General features: G+C 55.1%; 12 protein-coding genes, 1 tRNA gene and 1 pseudogene. 2 read left to right on the forward strand and 12 right to left on the reverse strand.

From position 1 onward, the window contains the following. Window positions 1–284: 284 nt before the first annotated feature. Window positions 285–785, reverse strand: coding sequence for a response regulator (locus tag KP004_RS14565; RefSeq protein WP_199390507.1), 501 nt, complete (start codon window positions 783–785; stop codon window positions 285–287). Between the two features lie 770 nt (window positions 786–1555). Between KP004_RS14565 and KP004_RS14570 the strand changes: the two genes are divergently transcribed. Then, entirely contained in the window at window positions 1556–1735 is a 180-nt protein-coding gene (locus KP004_RS14570; RefSeq protein WP_129126935.1) for a hypothetical protein, read from the forward strand. Window positions 1736–1777: 42 nt separating this feature from the next. Continuing rightward, window positions 1778–2404, forward strand: coding sequence for a TMEM175 family protein (locus KP004_RS14575; protein WP_129126934.1), 627 nt, complete (start codon window positions 1778–1780; stop codon window positions 2402–2404). A gap of 307 nt (window positions 2405–2711) precedes the next feature. Here the strand turns inward: KP004_RS14575 and KP004_RS14580 are convergent, their stop codons facing one another. The 11 genes and pseudogenes from KP004_RS14580 to KP004_RS14630 all read right to left on the reverse strand — a co-directional run bounded on the left by KP004_RS14580 (window position 2712) and on the right by KP004_RS14630 (window position 15642). Further along, the gene (locus tag KP004_RS14580) at window positions 2712–4220 is read right to left on the reverse strand and encodes a B12-binding domain-containing radical SAM protein (protein WP_129126933.1); all 1509 of its coding nucleotides are present in this window, start codon (window positions 4218–4220) and stop codon (window positions 2712–2714) included. Window positions 4221–4355: 135 nt separating this feature from the next. Beyond that, a complete protein-coding gene (locus tag KP004_RS14585; RefSeq protein WP_129126932.1) occupies window positions 4356–5249 on the reverse strand; it encodes a YihY/virulence factor BrkB family protein in 894 nt (297 codons plus the stop codon). 13 nt (window positions 5250–5262) lie between these two features. After that, window positions 5263–5673 carry a response regulator gene (locus KP004_RS21505; protein ID WP_129126931.1) on the reverse strand — a complete coding sequence of 137 codons (411 nt, stop codon included), beginning with the start codon at window positions 5671–5673 and terminating at the stop codon, window positions 5263–5265. Window positions 5674–5769: 96 nt separating this feature from the next. Further along, entirely contained in the window at window positions 5770–5973 is a 204-nt protein-coding gene (locus KP004_RS14595) for a hypothetical protein (RefSeq protein ID WP_129126930.1), read from the reverse strand. A gap of 910 nt (window positions 5974–6883) precedes the next feature. Then, window positions 6884–7756, reverse strand: a pseudogene (gene hslO, locus KP004_RS14600) (Hsp33 family molecular chaperone HslO); the annotation flags it as partial. A 35-nt stretch (window positions 7757–7791) separates the two neighbouring features. After that, the gene (gene glgP / locus KP004_RS14605) at window positions 7792–10338 is read right to left on the reverse strand and encodes an alpha-glucan family phosphorylase (RefSeq protein WP_216799236.1); all 2547 of its coding nucleotides are present in this window, start codon (window positions 10336–10338) and stop codon (window positions 7792–7794) included. A 149-nt stretch (window positions 10339–10487) separates the two neighbouring features. Beyond that, window positions 10488–10901 carry a hypothetical protein gene (locus KP004_RS14610; protein ID WP_199390509.1) on the reverse strand — a complete coding sequence of 138 codons (414 nt, stop codon included), beginning with the start codon at window positions 10899–10901 and terminating at the stop codon, window positions 10488–10490. A gap of 80 nt (window positions 10902–10981) precedes the next feature. After that, window positions 10982–13528, reverse strand: coding sequence for a magnesium-translocating P-type ATPase (mgtA, locus tag KP004_RS14615; RefSeq protein WP_216799237.1), 2547 nt, complete (start codon window positions 13526–13528; stop codon window positions 10982–10984). Between the two features lie 566 nt (window positions 13529–14094). After that, window positions 14095–14523, reverse strand: a complete 429-nt coding sequence (locus KP004_RS14620; RefSeq protein ID WP_216799238.1) for a hypothetical protein — start codon at window positions 14521–14523, stop codon at window positions 14095–14097. Window positions 14524–14647: 124 nt separating this feature from the next. Beyond that, window positions 14648–14724, reverse strand: a tRNA-Met gene (locus KP004_RS14625). A 174-nt stretch (window positions 14725–14898) separates the two neighbouring features. Beyond that, on the reverse strand, window positions 14899–15642 hold the full coding sequence (locus KP004_RS14630) for an SRPBCC family protein (RefSeq protein ID WP_216799239.1): 744 nt from the start codon (window positions 15640–15642) through the stop codon (window positions 14899–14901). Window positions 15643–15817: the final 175 nt, after the last annotated feature.

Consider the following 15817-nt stretch of genomic DNA (forward strand, 5'->3'; position numbering starts at 1 on the left):
TTTAGGGTACAACAAAGGGTACAGAGAAGGTTTGCATCGAATGTCAACAAAATGACAGGACACGGGGTTCGAACCAGTTGGCTTGTGGCGCAACCGCGACTATAAAAAACAACAAAACCTATAAAATCAGACCATTAGCACTGCTCCGCCTTGCGGTTTCCGTCCGACGAAATGCATGGAGTCGAAGCAAGATCCAGCACAACCTGCGAAAGTGTTGCGAAAGGTAAACTATTTGCGCGATGGCGGTTCCGGGGGGGGGGGGGCCAAGCGCGCCGTTGCTGTCGTCAAGTGAACCTTTCGCCCAATTTCCCTTGACTTTTTGTCGACACTCGTCGGCCGGCCTCATCCACCTCAGGCACTTCACAGATCAGCCAGAAAGCGGCGATTGCCTTTAGGAATTCAATCAATTCCTTGGGGTCCTGCGGTTTGACAATATAGGCGCTTGCTCCAAGCATGTAAGCTCTTTTTATGTCATCCGAGTCATTTGACGATGAAAGTACGATGGTGGGAATGATTGCAGAGTCTGGCGTACTTTGCAGAAAGGCGAGAATCGAAAACCCGTCACCGGGAAACATTTTCAAGTCAGTGAGAAGGAATGATGGGTACTGATAGTTTGAACGGTCGTCGAACACTCCTTCACCTTTAAGGTATGCAATTGCTTCTTCTCCGCATGTCACTAGTCGAAGCTCTGCCTTTACAAGGCTGGCCTTGAAAGCTCGTTCCATCAGCAGCCGATCATTTGGGTCGTCATCAGCCACGAGAATAGTGTACTTTTTGTGCAACATAGGCCGGTTTTCCACTCAAAATAGGCATGGAATGCGGACCAGCGACCGGGGCAAGTTTGCAGGAGCATTCATCGGCTCACCCCGATCAATATGGATTGCCCGCATACAAGAGTTGTTGAAAGTAAAGTCTGTGTCAGTCGGGCAGTGCGTGAGCTTTGAGTTACGGTCAGATTATAACAGTCAAAGTGCATTTTGTACAAAACTAGCTTAGCTTATGCGGCGGAGGGGAAAGGAAGTTCTGAGTCGTTCGGTGCTTACCATCTCCCATCCGAGCTTTGCCATTTCATCCAGGTGACCCTGCAAATCAAGGGCAAGGAGATCATTTGCCGGGTAATGTTTGGTGGTGAACGTATAGGTCTTTGCCATTTTTGAAAATCCTCGACCGGCGGGATAATTGCAAACCTCGAAGGTGTCGAAACCTCGGTCCGAAGAACCGACCTGTAGGTAGTTTCATCTTTTCGTTTTGACAAGAGATTTTGGTGAGAATGGTCACTTCCCCTTTCCTTCAGTGGCTCATGCCCCTGGGGAAGGTTGCGCTGGCTTCGATTTTCGGGGCAGCGAGCAATGCTTTTCTATCCGCTTACCGCTCTTGTTCCGTATTTGTTAATTGTAACACGTTTCATGGCAGTTATAATGATGACAACACGAGTCGGTAAAACAGCGGGTTGTATCTCCGAATGAAGGCCAGGAATCGATCACCTTACCGACTCTCTGTCAGAGAACCTGAAAGCTGGAGAAGCGGCTTCGATATAAAAAGGGAGGCTAGTGATATGACCAGGATTGAGTTGACTGAAAAAGAGGCGGGCATTCTGATCGAAATACTCGAGTCATCCCTCTCCAACCTAAAAACTGAGAGAGTAGGCACCGACAACCGGGCATGGCACTTAGGACTTTTGGAACGTGAAGAATTCGTGAGTAATCTCCTGTCCCGGCTGAGAAGCAAGCCCTGAGCGATTGCTCCAGTGGCAACGTCTTGCCGGCAGCAGAGAGCCATGGTCAAGAGCTTTGCAAGAAAGGAAACAGGACGCATTGAGGCGTTCAGCGACGGGGTTTTCGCCATCGCCATAACACTGCTGGTCTTGACCATCAAAGTGCCAAATGCTTCGGAACTCGGTGCCGATCAGAGCCTGAGTTCTGCCTTGCTGGCGCTGTGGCCCCACTACCTTGCCTTCGTGACGAGCTTTGTCACGGTCCTCGCCAAGTGGGTGAACCATCACCGGATTTTCACCTTCGTCCAGAGAAGCGATCACACGTTCCTGTACTTGAACGGTTTGGTGCTGTTGCTGGTCACCTTCCTGCCGTTTCCGACCGCCTTGGTGGCGGAATACCTTCTTCACCCTGAAGCGAAGGTTGCCGGTGCGGTCTTTTCCGGCACCTTCTTCGGGATAGCAATAGCATTCAAGGGGTTGTGGCACTACGCCTCAAAAAATGGAAGGTTGCTCGGGGGGGGGCGAAGCGTGGACCCTCAGCACATTGATCAGATCACCAGACAATTCAGCTTCGGGCCGTTCATGTATCTTGCCGCGTTCGCTGTTTCTTTCGTGTCGGCAGGGTTGAGCGTTGTTTTCTGCCTCTCCCTGGCGGTAATCGTCGGTTTCAAAGGCTGGCCACGGAAGTAGCAAGCCTACACCCGCCTGGTGTTCCAGCCTCCAATCGATGACCATGCAAGATAAGCAGCGAGCGGTTTCCCACTCTCATTGCAGCTGAGTTCCAGCTTGAGGTGGTTAGGGAACGGCATAATATCGAGTACCGATTCGGAGCTGAAAGCCAAGGCGTTTTGTGCGCAAAGAACGATCTCACCGAGGATCGAAACTTAATCCAAGGAAAGCGAAACGTCTCGGCTCCGTCACGCGCGATCATGAGGTGCGCCATGTGGCTCGAACTGCATCAGCCGACGCGTCCCCGCGTGCTCCCAGGATCCTTGCCTTAGCGGCACTCATCGGTGGGTGGGGAGCAGATCTGGTCGGAAACGGTACGGAAATGAAAACCATAGATTGCCAGCGTTATGGTCAACGGGAGTAGTCGTGGTTTCCTGAGGAGCGTCCAGAAAAAAACCTTCCAATAGTGCAGCCGCTCCTTACCCAGAATCCCCAGAAAAAGCACGGATCGGAAAAATGCCCTGACATCACGCCACTGTAGCGTGGAAAACAGGGATGGTCCCGAAAGCCGGTACTCTTTCAGAAAAGTCATCATGCGATCGTAGAAATAATCCGGCGAATAAATGGTCCTCACCAGTCGCTGATAACCTGCTATCAGCACCTGTGGGCTCATCTTCGGGGTAAAAGTGAGGGCGGTATCGGTGTTGTTGCCATTGGCAGTACTGATGATCCTTCCCTCGCTGGCGAGCCGGCTATGCAACTTGGTACCACGCAGGACCATCAGTATTCCCACCATGGCCGTAACGATGCCGCTTTTCTGTATGAAGTGGAGCTGTTTGTCGAAGATTTCAGGTGAGTCACTGTCGAAACCCACGATGAAGCCTCCCTGCACCTGAAGCCCCGCCTGTTGGATATAGCGCACCGAGGCTAGGAGATCGCGGTTGTGGTTCTGCAGTTTGCCCGTTTCCCTCAGAGAATCCGGTTCCGGGCTTTCGATGCCGATGAAGACCTCCTGAAAACCGGCGGTGACCATCAATTCGAGGAGACGCGGGTCGTCCGCAAGATTGATGGAAGCCTCGGTATAGAAGAAGAACGGGTATCCATGCGCCTTCATCCAGGAAATCATCGCCGGAAGAACTTCATTTATCAGCTTTCGTTTATCGCCAATGAAGTTGTCGTCAACGAAGAAAACCCCTCCGCGCCACCCCCTGGAGTAGAGCGCATCGAGCTCGGCTATGACCTGTTCCGGAGTTTTGGTTCTCGGGTTGTGACCGAACAGTGCAGTGATGTCGCAAAACTCGCAATCGAAAGGACATCCCCGGGAATACTGTACATTCATGGAGGCGTACTTGTGCATGTCGATCAGCGCCCATCGCGGGATCGGCGTGCGAGCAATGTCGGGGCGGTTGCCGGGGAGGTAAATCCGCTGCTGGCTTTTTTTTTCGAGGTCTTCCAGAAAACGCGGCAATGTGACCTCGGCCTCACCGAGCACCAAATGGTCCACCTCGGGAAACTCATCATGGCATGTCGAGAAAAGCGGGCCTCCCCCGACGGTCTTGATCCTTAGAGAGCTGCATCGGCTCAAGACTTCCCTTACGGACTCCCTCTGGACCGTCATGGCACCGAGAAATACGTAATCGGCCCACTGCAGGTCATTATCAGAAAGCCGCTCGACGTTAAGATCGATCAGCCTCACTTCCCAGCTGTCAGGGGTAAGCGCCGCAACAGTAAGAAGACCCAGGGGAGGAAACGCGGCTTTTTTCCCGATAAACGGCATTGCATAGCTGAAACTCCAATAGGTATCTGGGTACTTAGGGTAGACGAGCAGAACCTTCATTTTCCCCTCCGAGAGCCTGCCATATTTCAGCCAGTGCTTATCAAACCCAGAACTCAGAGCAACCAGTGTTGCCGTCCAGTCGGTTCCGCAGTCCCGGTGGACGTGGGCAACAAAAGAGGTGTAAATGTGTCTAGATCATGTCTCAAATTCTGGTGGTACTTCTCCGGCCGATGCGTCGGATTTGCGTTCAAGTTCGGCAATAACCTGGGCTCCCAACAGCAGAATCAGCGCAACAGCCTCCATACTGAGAAGGGCCACCACCGTTAGGGCTATGGAGCCGTATATGATGTTTACCATGGATATAGAGGCGTAATACCAGACCAACACCCGTCGAGTGATCTCCCATAAAATGGCCGTGATTAGCCCGCCGATTATCGCGTGACGAAACCTGACCCGCACCATGGGCATGACCAGATAGAGGGCGGTGAGTAAAAGCACCTCGCCAACGATCCCCAGGATGTACAAAACCACAACGGCGGTTCCTCCAAGGTTAAAATTCCTGCCAAGTATCTCAAGATGCCTGCTTTCCAGGGTCTCGATGGCGCCAACAATATACGACACGAGCACGATACCCAGTCCCATCAGGAAAATGAACAGGTAGGGAATAATAACGGAAATGATGACGTTACGACGCTTAATCCTGACACTTTGGGAAAAAATCACCGACATGGCGTTTCTAAACATGGAAAAGGCAAGGGAGCTGAAAAACAACATGACGGTGAAACCGACCATGCCGATTACCTTGCGGTCCTTAAGGAAAATCCGCACCTGTTCGGTCAAAGTCGCCGCGTAACCGGGGATTACCATTTCAAGGTACGTTGCCATGGTGTGAATCAACCGCTGCTCTTCGATAAAATGCGTCAGCACAACGAGGGCGAGTATAGACATGGGGACAATCGACAACAACGTATAGTAGGCGACGGCGCCGGATAACAGGAGCCCCTGGTTACGTTGGAAACTGCGCAGTACCTGCAGCAGGAACACGAAGGCAAGGTTGAGGAATACACATAAATGCTGTCGTTTGTTCATAGTAGGGATAAGATCAAGTGCCTGAACGCGATCTTCCTAAACGCTCTCTTTCCACCTCAACTATCTTATCATTGACCAAAGTGATCAGTTCCTCGATGTTTATCGGTTTGCCAATTATGTAAGAGTTTTCTATACCGGACATCCTGTCTAACTCATCCTTTTGGCCGGAGCTAGTCATTATAATAATCTTAATCGGGTTGTTCTCGATTCTTCTGATACTGTCAAGCATGTCATTGCTGCTGGTAGGTTGCATCGATGTTGCTGTAATGACTATATCTATTCTGAGTGTTTTACATAATTCAAGCGCAGATTCGAATTTAGAGGTAGCATGTATGACTGCATTTGGTATACGAAAGGAAATGAGACGACAAATCAGATCCCTTGTTATTTCATCATTATCGACGATCAGTATTGATGTTATCATTTGTCGGCACCTTCCACTGGTACTACATGCGATATAAAATTAACTATCAATATTTATGTGAAAGTATAGGCTAATATAATTTTACACGGAATCGTCTCAGCGCTCATGTTCCCTACCAAGAGATTGCTTCTCTAGATTGGTTAAAATTGCTGCAAACATCTGAGTCACTAAATCTTTTGAATCGCCGGATTCGCTAGATTGAGGGTCGCCTTTAGCCGTAATGGCCGCATCTCTGATCGTTGCAGCTACGGTTAAGTTTGAAGCTATTATCATCTTTGCTTCTTGTGAAAGTTCAAACATTGAGAATCTCCTTTGACAATGTTAGCAGAATGATACGTGTAGTTACTTTCTTAGAATCACTCTCAGGCGCTGCCGCACGTGGCGCCCCGGAACTTGTGATGGGCAGTACGCCCAGAATTGCCATGGTCGCAGCACCGTTCCCGGGAAACAGGTATGGCTCATCAGGTGAACCTTTCCCCAAGTTTGCCGCGGCTGTGCGAATATACGTTTGCCGGCGGTGTCCACATCCACTTCGCAAACCAACCGGTTGGCATAATGCCCCCCTTGCGGTATGCGGTAACTTCATCTCTGCAAGTCACCATCAGGAACTCGGCTTTCAAATCACTGCCGATGTAGCCTGTTTAAACTAAGATTCCCCAAAGTGCTACCGCTACACAATAGTAACTGACGCTCAGATTATAGCTACCAGAGGCTTATTATCAATTCGCCGGCGGAAACCACTGTGGAGCGGTTTCGAATTTTGATGATCATCCGAAATCCGTCTCCCCGTTTTTTGGGGGCAATGGAGGGCACGTTGAAAAACCTTTAAGCCGCCGACGGCACTCATTTCTATCAGATTATTTCACGTCCCGAATCCCGGTGAGTATTCTCCTCCGGTCGTCGGGGAGTTCGTACCGTTGCGAGGTCTCATTTACGGGCAGCGTCTAGCGTCTCCTCTTCCTACAGGGCCGTTGCCAAGGTATCTAGGCTCAGGGTTCATTGGCCGCGAGAATACGCCCACCGCCGACATCCCCTGGTCACATGGGCAGAGAATGTCGATACGGCAAGGAACGAGATAGTATCTCGTGACCGTCCACGGTCGCATCGAAAGCAATCAGGTATTTTTGTTGATCTCTAAAGTTCTCCGAATATCCAGCACAGCGGTTTTCCCCGACTCGTCGCTTGGTGCGGGGGGGGGCGCGACAGGCTCCGACAGTGCATCAACGAGGCTTCCCATCTCTTCCTGGCTGAAGTTCCGAACCTCCCTGCAGAAGGCGCAGGTAACCGTCCCCCCGCCCTCGCGATCAGCCATCGCCCGAAGGGCATCCTTTCCCTGAGTCAAAAGCGCCTGCTCACATTTTTCCCTGCTACAGGTGCACTGGAAGGAGATCACGCGTTTTTCAAAGGTCTCGAAAGGGATCCCGACGAAGAGGACGTCCAGCAGCTGTTCTGGGGTGCCGCCGCGACAAAAGTGGTCTGAGAGCGAGGAGAGGTTACCGATTCGTTCCCAGAGAAGATGGATGGCCGTCTCGTCCTGGGGGGGGAGCGACTGTATCAGAAATCCGCCCGCCGCGCCGACCGTGCCGTCCTGTTCCACGAAGACGTCGAGCCTGACTGCAGAGGGGACCTGTTCCGATTCGGTGAGGTACATCGCCAGATCTTCGCCAATTTCACTGGAGGTGAGCCGTACCGTCCCCTGGTAAGGCTGCTTCAACCGCAGGTCCTTGGTGACGGTAAGCAGCCCGGTACGGCCAAGAGCGCCGGCCACGTCTGGCCTTCCATCGAGTAGAGGAAGGTCCACGGCCGGGTTGCCGACGGTACCTGCCACGGCTCCGGTGCTCAGGGCCTCGATGAGAATCTTGCCGAGGGGGCCGTTCCCTTCGAACTTCAGTGCCACCCGCTGGTCGGTCTTAAGGAGCGCCCCCATGAGCGCCCCTCCGGTTAGCGCCCGTCCCAGGGCCGCCGTGGCCGTGGGGAGCGTGCCGTGCCTCCTTGCAGCCTCAGCCACTACCCCTGTCGAGACGCAGGCCAGTCCCCGGAAGGTTCCCGCTTTAGTAAGAATGCGTACTAGATAGTCATCCATGTATCACTTCCTCCGGAAAGCTGTGTCCCCCCCACTCATCGTTGCCACAGAATATGAGCGGCTTCTAGAGGTACCGCGGTGCCTGCGCGGTACGGTATCACACGCGCCGTGTAGTCCATGGCTGGTCTTGACGCAGCGACCTGTACACCATAGAGATAACCGTTTTCCGCGCCAACCAGTCTAGGGCCGCGCGTCATCTCCTTGCAAACAGGGTCGCCGCCATTGACTCCGTCAGCATACAGCTCAACCTTTACCGCATTAGGGTCGAGCCCGTTGAGATAGAGCTGAACCTCGAACGTATGCAGGTTCCCTTTCGTCACAACCTTGTCAACGCCGAAACGCAGATTACCCCACTCCCGTTTTACTGCCTTCAGCCAGTTCACTATTGCTACGCCCGCTTCTCCATTATCCGCGGCGCGCTCGCGGTAGGCCGCAGCGGCTGGAATATAGTAGCTCTCGGCATACTGTCGTACAGTACGGTTACTGGAGAATCGGGTCGTCAGGCGGGCCATACTCTCGCGTATGCGCGCTACCCATGCGGGAGGAATGCCGTTTCGGTCCCGGCTGTAAAACTCTGGGATCACATCCTGTTCGAGAAGTGTGTAGAGCGCCTCGGCCTCAGTTGCATCCCAGTCGGGGTCACAGCCGTGTTCTGCGCCGTCGCCCAGCGCCCACCCCATTTCAGGAGTGTAGGCTTCAGCCCACCAGCCGTCGAGTTCCGAAAGGTTTAGTCCACCATTGACCAGCACCTTCATGCCGCTCGTTCCGCACGCCTCCCAAGGTCGTCGAGGTGTGTTGATCCAGACATCCACCCCCTGTACAAGGTGTTCGGTCAGCAGCATGTCGTAATCACTGAGGAAGATGACGTGCCGGCTCGCATCGGGGCGCCGGATGAAACGTGTCCATTGCTCAATCATGGCCTGTCCCGCCTGGTCGGCTGGATCTGCCTTGCCGGCGATGATGAGCTGCACCGGGCGTCTCGGGTCGGTGAGGATGCGCAGGAGCCTTTCAGGGTCGTGCAGCAGCAGGTTCGGTCGTTTGTAGGTTGCAAAGCGGTGCGCGGACCCCAGCGTCAATGCGTTGGTATCGAAAATATGCTGCGCGCTCATGATCTCCTCCGGTGCTGCGGCTGAAGCGGCCAGCTGCTTGGACAGCCGTTCGCGGATGTAGCCGACGAGGGCCTTGCGGGCGTCGGCACGGAACTGCCAGAGCTTGTCGTCGGGAGCACAGCGGATCTTCCCCTCCATGGGCTCCGTCATCCCCAGCCAGCGCTCCTTCCCACAGTATTCGGTCCAGATGACGTCGGCCTCTGCCGAATCCCAGCTTGGCATATGGACGCCGTTGGTCACATGGCCCACCGGTACTTCCACCTCGGGCCAGTGCGGGAAGAGAGACTTAAAGATGCCCCGACTCACGTTCCCGTGTAGACGGCTCACCCCGTTTACCGCTCCACTCCCTCGAACAGCCAGGTAGGCCATGTTGAAAAGTTCTGAGGCATCGTCGGGGTTGAACCGGCCGAGGCACAGCAGATGGCTGGCGGGGATGCCGAGACTGTTCCTGGCATAATCGCCGAGGTAATGCTCGATGAGCTGTGGGGCAAATCGGTCAAATCCATCAGCTACCGGCGTATGAGTAGTGAAGAGGTTGCCTGCCCGGGTAACGGCTAGGGCGACTTCGAACGTTTGCCCTGTCGCTGACATGAAGCTGCGTGCCCGCTCCAGCACCGCCAAGGCTGCATGCCCTTCGTTCAGGTGGCAGACCTCGGGATTGACGCCCAGTGTCTGGAGCAGACGCCAGCCGCCGATTCCAAGAACCATTTCCTGCCTCAGACGCTGTTCTGGCCCGCCGCCGTAAAGCTCGCTGGTTACCCCCCGGTAGGCTGGGAAATTCGCGGCATCATTACTGTCGAGGAGGTAAAGCTTCACTCTCCCAACCTGGACCTGCCAGGCACGCACCCAAAGCGAGTACCCTGGCAACACGATCTCAAGCCGCAACCACTCCCCACTGGGTTCACGCACGGGCATGACCGGCAACTGTCCGGGGTCGTTGTACGGAAAGAGGGCCTGCTGCGAGCCGTGCCGGTCGATCACTTGCCGGAAATAACCTTGTTGGTAGAGGAGCCCCACGCCGACCACCGGTACGCCCAGATCGCTAGCCGCTTTGAGTTGGTCGCCGGCCACGTTGCCGAGCCCCCCGCAATAAATGGGAAGTGCTTCGCTCAGCATGAACTCCATGCTGAAATAGGCGACCAAGGTCAAGGGACTACGCGGGTGCCTCTGCTGGAACCAGGCTGGCACCTCCGCCTCGTGACGCTTGGTTTCCACCAGGTCGGCAACCTTCCCGCGAAAGGCCGGATCGTCCAAGGCTTGCTTGAGCCGGTCCCGCGAAACGGTTTGCAGAACGACCCAAGGGTTGTGGGTGAGGTCCCAGAGTCCCGGGTCGAGTTGCGCCCATACTTCGTCGGCCGCGTGGTTCCAAGACCAGCGCATATTGAGCGCCAGTTCTCCCAGGGAATCGAACCCCTCTATCTCTGTTGGGAATAGAGTGTAAATGGGGCTGCTGACTCTTTTGTGTTTGCTCATCGGTGCCGTCCCTCGGACATTATTTTCGGGTCCTGGTTTTCGCGTAATTCGGGGCCACAAGGGTTTTCGGCCCAAACAGGGTGAAATATTGCCGGGATATAAGCCCTTTCACAGCCTCCCTAAAGAGCGTCGAATCTCCTATCTCGCGATCAGTGCGGCGTGCTGCAGGACTTCAGCTTGCCATTTTCCTGGAGAAAAATTGGTTCGTATTGCGCGCAGGTCTTGCCGTCGATCTGTATCGTCTGGGAAAGATCGCAGGTTTTCAATTTGCCCGATGGGTAGAAGCTGACTTGTGAGTACTGGTTGCAAATGATGGATCCATAGATGAAAAAGTCGCTTGCTACGCAGCTTTCGAGCTTCCCGGTTTCATAAAAACTGATTGGTGCATATTGTTTGCATTTAATCCCATTGCTAGCGAAATCATCCTTCAGTGTGCATGCCTTCAATTGACCGTTCGCATGATAGGTTGTGCTACCGGTATCGCAAATTAATTGATCGACACCCAGACAGGTTCCGATATCGGTTATGAATATGATGCTCAGCATGATAATGGCGAACTTCATGATTTCCTCCTTCCATGAACTCTGTGCCCAGCCCTACTCTCTGCTCTATGCCTTTGTATCAGCGGGAAGACGAACGTGTTTTACTCCGCAGCAAAGCGGCGGAAGAACCACCTCTTCATCCCTTCCACAGCCACGAGATAGGCCAGCAGCAAGGCTGTCAGCATCAGGAAAAAGAACGCCGGCGGCGCCACAAAACCGAGATGCCTGCCGATAGGGGCAAATGGCAGCAGCGCGGCCCCTGCCACGACGGTCAGCGAACAGGCGATCAGCCACGGGTTAGGGCGGCTCTTGAAGGGGCTTTGACGGGTGCGGATGATGAAGATGACCAGCACCTGCGTGGCCATGGACTCGATGAACCAACCGGTATGGAAGAGCGCCTCTCCGGCATGGAAGAACGTCAGCATCACATAGAAGGTGAGAAAGTCGAAAACCGAGCTGACCGGGCCGATAACCAGCATGAAGTTGCGAATGAAGTTCATGTCCCAGTGCCGTGGATGGCTCAGGTAATCGTCATCTACGCGGTCCAGCGGAATGGGAAGTTCAGACACGTCGTAAAGGAGGTTATTGAGCAGGATTTGCACCGGCAGCATGGGAAGAAAGGGGAGAACGAGCGAGGCCCCGGCCATCGAGAACATGTTGCCGAAATTGGAACTGGTGCCCATCATGATGTACTTCATTATGTTGCCGAAGGTGCGCCTTCCTTCCAGGACACCGGCGTGGAGGACCCCCAGGTCCTGCTCCAGAAGGATCATGTCTGCTGCGGCTTTCGCCACGTCCACAGCGCTGTCCACTGAAATGCCCACATCGGCGGAATGCAGCGATGGGGCGTCGTTGATGCCGTCACCAAGATACCCCACCACATGACCGCGCCTCTTGAGCGCGAGGATGACCCGGTTTTTCTGGGCTGGTGCCACGCGGCAGAAAAGATTCACCTGCTCCGCCCGTGCCGCGAGTGCCGGATCATCCAATTGCTGGATATCAGCCCCGGTCAGCACCCCCGTCACGGGGAGCCCTAGTTCCTCGAAGATATGCTGGGTAACCAGTTCATTGTCACCGGTGATGATCTTGACCTCGACCCGATCCGCGGCAAGGCCCGCCAGGGCTAGTTTGGCGCTGGCCTTTGGCGGGTCGAGAAATGCTGCGAATCCGGCGAAGACCAGTTCCGATTCATCGCCCACCACGGCATGAGGATGGTCCTTCCCCACCTTTCGCGAGGCAATGCCCAGCACCCGGAAGCCCTCCCGGCTCAGGGCCTCGAATTGCCCGTTAATGGCAAGCCGCGCCGCCTCGCCGAGTGGCTGCGCCTGCGCCTCCCCGTCAGCTGCAAAGCTCACCGACAACCGAAGGATATCCTCTGGGGCGCCCTTGACGACCAGGAGCCTCTCCGTGCCGTTGTCGAGGAGAACCGAAATCCGGCGACGCTCGAAGTCGAAAGGTACCTCGTCTATCTTCTTCCAACCGCTCGCGTCGATCTCGGTGTGCTCCAGGATGGCGTCATCCAGGGTGCTCTTCAGGCCGGTCTCGTAATAGCTGTTGTAATAGGCCAGCTCCAGGACCCGCAGGCTGTCCTGCCCCAGTGGATTCAGGTGGCGTTCCAGATGGATTCGGGCCTCGGTGAGGGTGCCGGTCTTGTCGGTGCAGAAGACGTCCATGCTCCCCAGGTTGTGGATAGAGGCCAACCGTTTGACGATGACCTTCTTTGTCGCCATGCGCAGCGCTCCCCGCGAAAGGGTAACGGAGACCACCATGGGGAGCAGTTCAGGGGTAAGTCCCACAGCCAGGGCCACGGCGAAGAGGAACGATTCCAGCCAGGGGCGGTGAAAGAAGGCGTTGACCAGCAGGACGAACAGGACGAGGAGCACCGTCATGCGCATGATGAGCAGACCGAAGCGGTGGGTCCCCTCTTCAAAGGCGGTGGGGGGCGCCTTGGCCAAAAGCGTGTCGGCGATCTCGCCCAGTTCCGTGCGCTGTCCGGTACGGCAGACCAGCACCTGGGCCGTACCGCTCACCACTGATGTCCCCAGAAGAACGGTGTTGCCCGCTGCAAGAACCTGAGTCTCCTCCGGTAATTCCGCTGGTGATTTCTCCACAGGGAAAGCTTCTCCGGTCAAAAGAGCCTGGTTTACGAAGAAGTCCTTTGCCTCCAGTACCCGGCCGTCGCAGGGAACCAGGTCGCCGGCAGCAAGAAGCGCCACGTCTCCTGGTACCATCTCCGCGAGCGGAATCTCCAGGAACTTGCCATCCCTAAGCACCTGCCCTCGCACTGCCACCGACTGGCGCAGTCGTTCTGCAGCCTGGCCAGCCTGGTATTCCTGGACGAAATCCAGAGTCACACTGATGAGGACAATGGTGCCGATGATGAAGAAGCTCGTAGTGTCACCGGTGAAGGCGGAGAGCGCGCTGGCCGTAAGGAGGATGATGACCAGGGGGTTCTTGAATTTGGTGATGAATTGCAGGACCAGTGCCTTTTTACGCTCACCGTGGATAAGGTTGGGGCCGAATTGGGGCAGGCGTGAAGCCGCCTCCGTGCTGGTCAACCCCTGCGGGCTTGCGGCCAACTGTTCCAAAAGCACTGGGATGGGACATTGCCAGAAGGCGGAATCCGTGTTGTCGTCAGGTGTGAGCATGTTGAATTCTCCCCTGAGTCCTGGGTGATTAGCGGACCAAATGTCAGAATAAGGTGATCCGGTTCACGCGTTGAATCTACCGAGGGCCTACAATTGGTGGCCTCGCAATCAATGGTCATTCATTGCCTCGACAAGCTTAGCACAAAGGGATTTTCAATCTCGTTCAACCCAAGACCCGCTCGCCCTGAGCCTTGTCGAAGGGGGCAACTGACCTCCCTGCAACAGCATCACTATTGGCGCCTATGGGCAAACCGTGGGCCTTGGACAGATTATAACTCTTCTAGTTTGCTCTACATGCTGCCGGGCGAAGATTTGGAAGAAATAGTGAGAGGGCGTAGCAGGATTGTAGATCTGGCTAGCGGATAGCGTGTATGGAGATTGTATTGTTATTCAAGATGGTTGTACGGTTTGGAGCTCGGGGCTGCATTTGACAAGGCCGCAGAGCACTATACTGTCGATCGGCATCCAACTTTAACCCACCATCGGCATCTTGAGACCCACCCCCTCAATCTGTAAAGCCTCAATATTTCACAGGGGGTGGGTCACCCTTGGACGCCGATACTGGGTTAAAATTCGAAGCCGATCCACAATGTGGACAGGACTTCGGCGCTGAGATGCTCGATGTGGGAGATGGAGATGATAGAGGCAGAGCCGGCACTCGGACGCTTCACGGCCTTTTGCGCGATGGCCTGGTTGCGAACCTGCAACGCTTCGCATACCGGACCGAAGGCACCGCGCAGGTAGGTGTTTATCTTAGGGATGTTCTTGTCCCTGCTGTGCCCGCTTTTGTACTTGATGTACTTCTCGAGGATGTCGCCGATGGGGGTTTTGGTGGTAAGGGGAATCTCCTCTTCGCGGAACTGAGCCGACTCGATCTGGCGCAGTTTCTCCTTCGCGACCTGGAGGGACTCCGTGTGCAGGTTCACCCTCTTCTGTTTGCCGTTGTCGTAATACTGGGCGTAGTAGGCCCTGCCCCGCTTCTTCAGACTTGCCATAAAAAAATCCTCCGCAAGTCCTATTGTGCAGGCCAGAAACCCCTTTCCCGCGGACGGGGTACAAAAAAGGGTACAGGCATGAAAAAAGGGACTTGCAACGATGTGCAAGTCCCTGATTTTCTTTTGGTTGCGGGGACAGGATTTGAACCTGTGACCTTCGGGTTATGAGCCCGACGAGCTACCAGACTGCTCCACCCCGCGTCATTGAGTCCCAACTTGTACCACAGCCCTTCCGGCGACGTCAACCCTTTTTTAGGAAAAAGTTTGATCAAGGCAAAAATGTCGCGCCATGGCTGGAACGGAGCCGGCCTAAAAAAACGGGGGAGGCGCCTCACGCTCCTCCCCCGTCCCGTTCATCCGTGCGTTAAGCCGCTATTACGGGAAGTTGATGTCCACCTGGGTGGTGAAGGTGTTCTTGCCGGCAAGCTGCTGGTCGTTGTAGATGTCGTAGCCGAGAATCACGGAGACGTTCTTGGAGAAGGCCCAGGAAGCACCGAAGCTGAAGGCGCCGACGGTGTTCTTGCCACCCTGGTAGTCGGCGGCCAGCCAGAGCTTGTCGGAAATCTCGCTCATGGTGCGGTCCCAGGAGAGGAGCACACCGTCATCCTTGGGCCCGATCACCTTGTCGTTGCCGAAGTAGTAACCGGCGGAGAGACGGCCGATGACCGGGAGGGTCTTGGCGGCGAGACCATACACGATGTTCTGATCGGTACGGAAGGCGCTGTTCTTGTCGCCGTTGGTGCCGAAGCCGTAGCCGCCGACGGCCAGGGCCGGGGAGAGCTCGAAGAGCGACCCTTCCGGGGTGCCGACCTTGGCGTTGAAGTAGATCGGCCTGCTGTCGTAGCCGTTGGAGCCGCTGGTGATGTAGTCCACGCCGACCTCGGCCTGGATCTTATCGAAGGGAAGCACCCCGGCGGTTACCCCGAGGTCGTAGACGTTGCCTACACTGGAGTTGTTGGAGGTGCGGGTGTAGTTGTCGATACCGAGGTGCACACTCTTGAAGCCCTGGATGTCGGTGGAGGGGATCCAGATCTGGGTGGAAGGGGTCGCCATTGCGATCCCGCTGGTTGCGATGGTCAGCGCCGTTGCCATGATGATGCTCTTGATGGTTCTTTTCATGTCCTTACTCCTTTGTAATGTAGTTCTCACTGTATTGGTGCTGCGAATATTTCTCTGAGCCTGCCTGCCTTTACGACCGAACCTCCCCCTTTCACTGGATTGCATAAAAAAAGGCGCCTCTCACCCGTCGTGGAGAGGCGCCTTTGCCTGTCGTACCTAGCGGTCCCGTGCACTT

The sequence above is a fragment of the Geomonas oryzisoli genome (assembly GCF_018986915.1).
Classification (GTDB): domain Bacteria; phylum Desulfobacterota; class Desulfuromonadia; order Geobacterales; family Geobacteraceae; genus Geomonas; species Geomonas oryzisoli.

Excerpts from the sequence above, each read along its gene's own strand:
- KP004_RS14565 (WP_199390507.1), bottom strand. The coding sequence starts at position 785 with ATGTTGCACAAAAAGTACACTATTCTCGTGGCTGATGACGACCCAAAT.
- KP004_RS14570 (WP_129126935.1), top strand. The coding sequence starts at position 1,556 with ATGACCAGGATTGAGTTGACTGAAAAAGAGGCGGGCATTCTGATCGAA.
- KP004_RS14575 (WP_129126934.1), top strand. The coding sequence starts at position 1,778 with ATGGTCAAGAGCTTTGCAAGAAAGGAAACAGGACGCATTGAGGCGTTC.
- KP004_RS14580 (WP_129126933.1), bottom strand. The coding sequence starts at position 4,220 with ATGAAGGTTCTGCTCGTCTACCCTAAGTACCCAGATACCTATTGGAGT.
- KP004_RS14585 (WP_129126932.1), bottom strand. The coding sequence starts at position 5,249 with ATGAACAAACGACAGCATTTATGTGTATTCCTCAACCTTGCCTTCGTG.
- KP004_RS21505 (WP_129126931.1), bottom strand. The coding sequence starts at position 5,673 with ATGATAACATCAATACTGATCGTCGATAATGATGAAATAACAAGGGAT.
- KP004_RS14595 (WP_129126930.1), bottom strand. The coding sequence starts at position 5,973 with ATGTTTGAACTTTCACAAGAAGCAAAGATGATAATAGCTTCAAACTTA.
- glgP (WP_216799236.1), bottom strand. The coding sequence starts at position 10,338 with ATGAGCAAACACAAAAGAGTCAGCAGCCCCATTTACACTCTATTCCCA.
- KP004_RS14610 (WP_199390509.1), bottom strand. The coding sequence starts at position 10,901 with ATGAAGTTCGCCATTATCATGCTGAGCATCATATTCATAACCGATATC.
- mgtA (WP_216799237.1), bottom strand. The coding sequence starts at position 13,528 with ATGCTCACACCTGACGACAACACGGATTCCGCCTTCTGGCAATGTCCC.
- KP004_RS14620 (WP_216799238.1), bottom strand. The coding sequence starts at position 14,523 with ATGGCAAGTCTGAAGAAGCGGGGCAGGGCCTACTACGCCCAGTATTAC.
- KP004_RS14630 (WP_216799239.1), bottom strand. The coding sequence starts at position 15,642 with ATGAAAAGAACCATCAAGAGCATCATCATGGCAACGGCGCTGACCATC.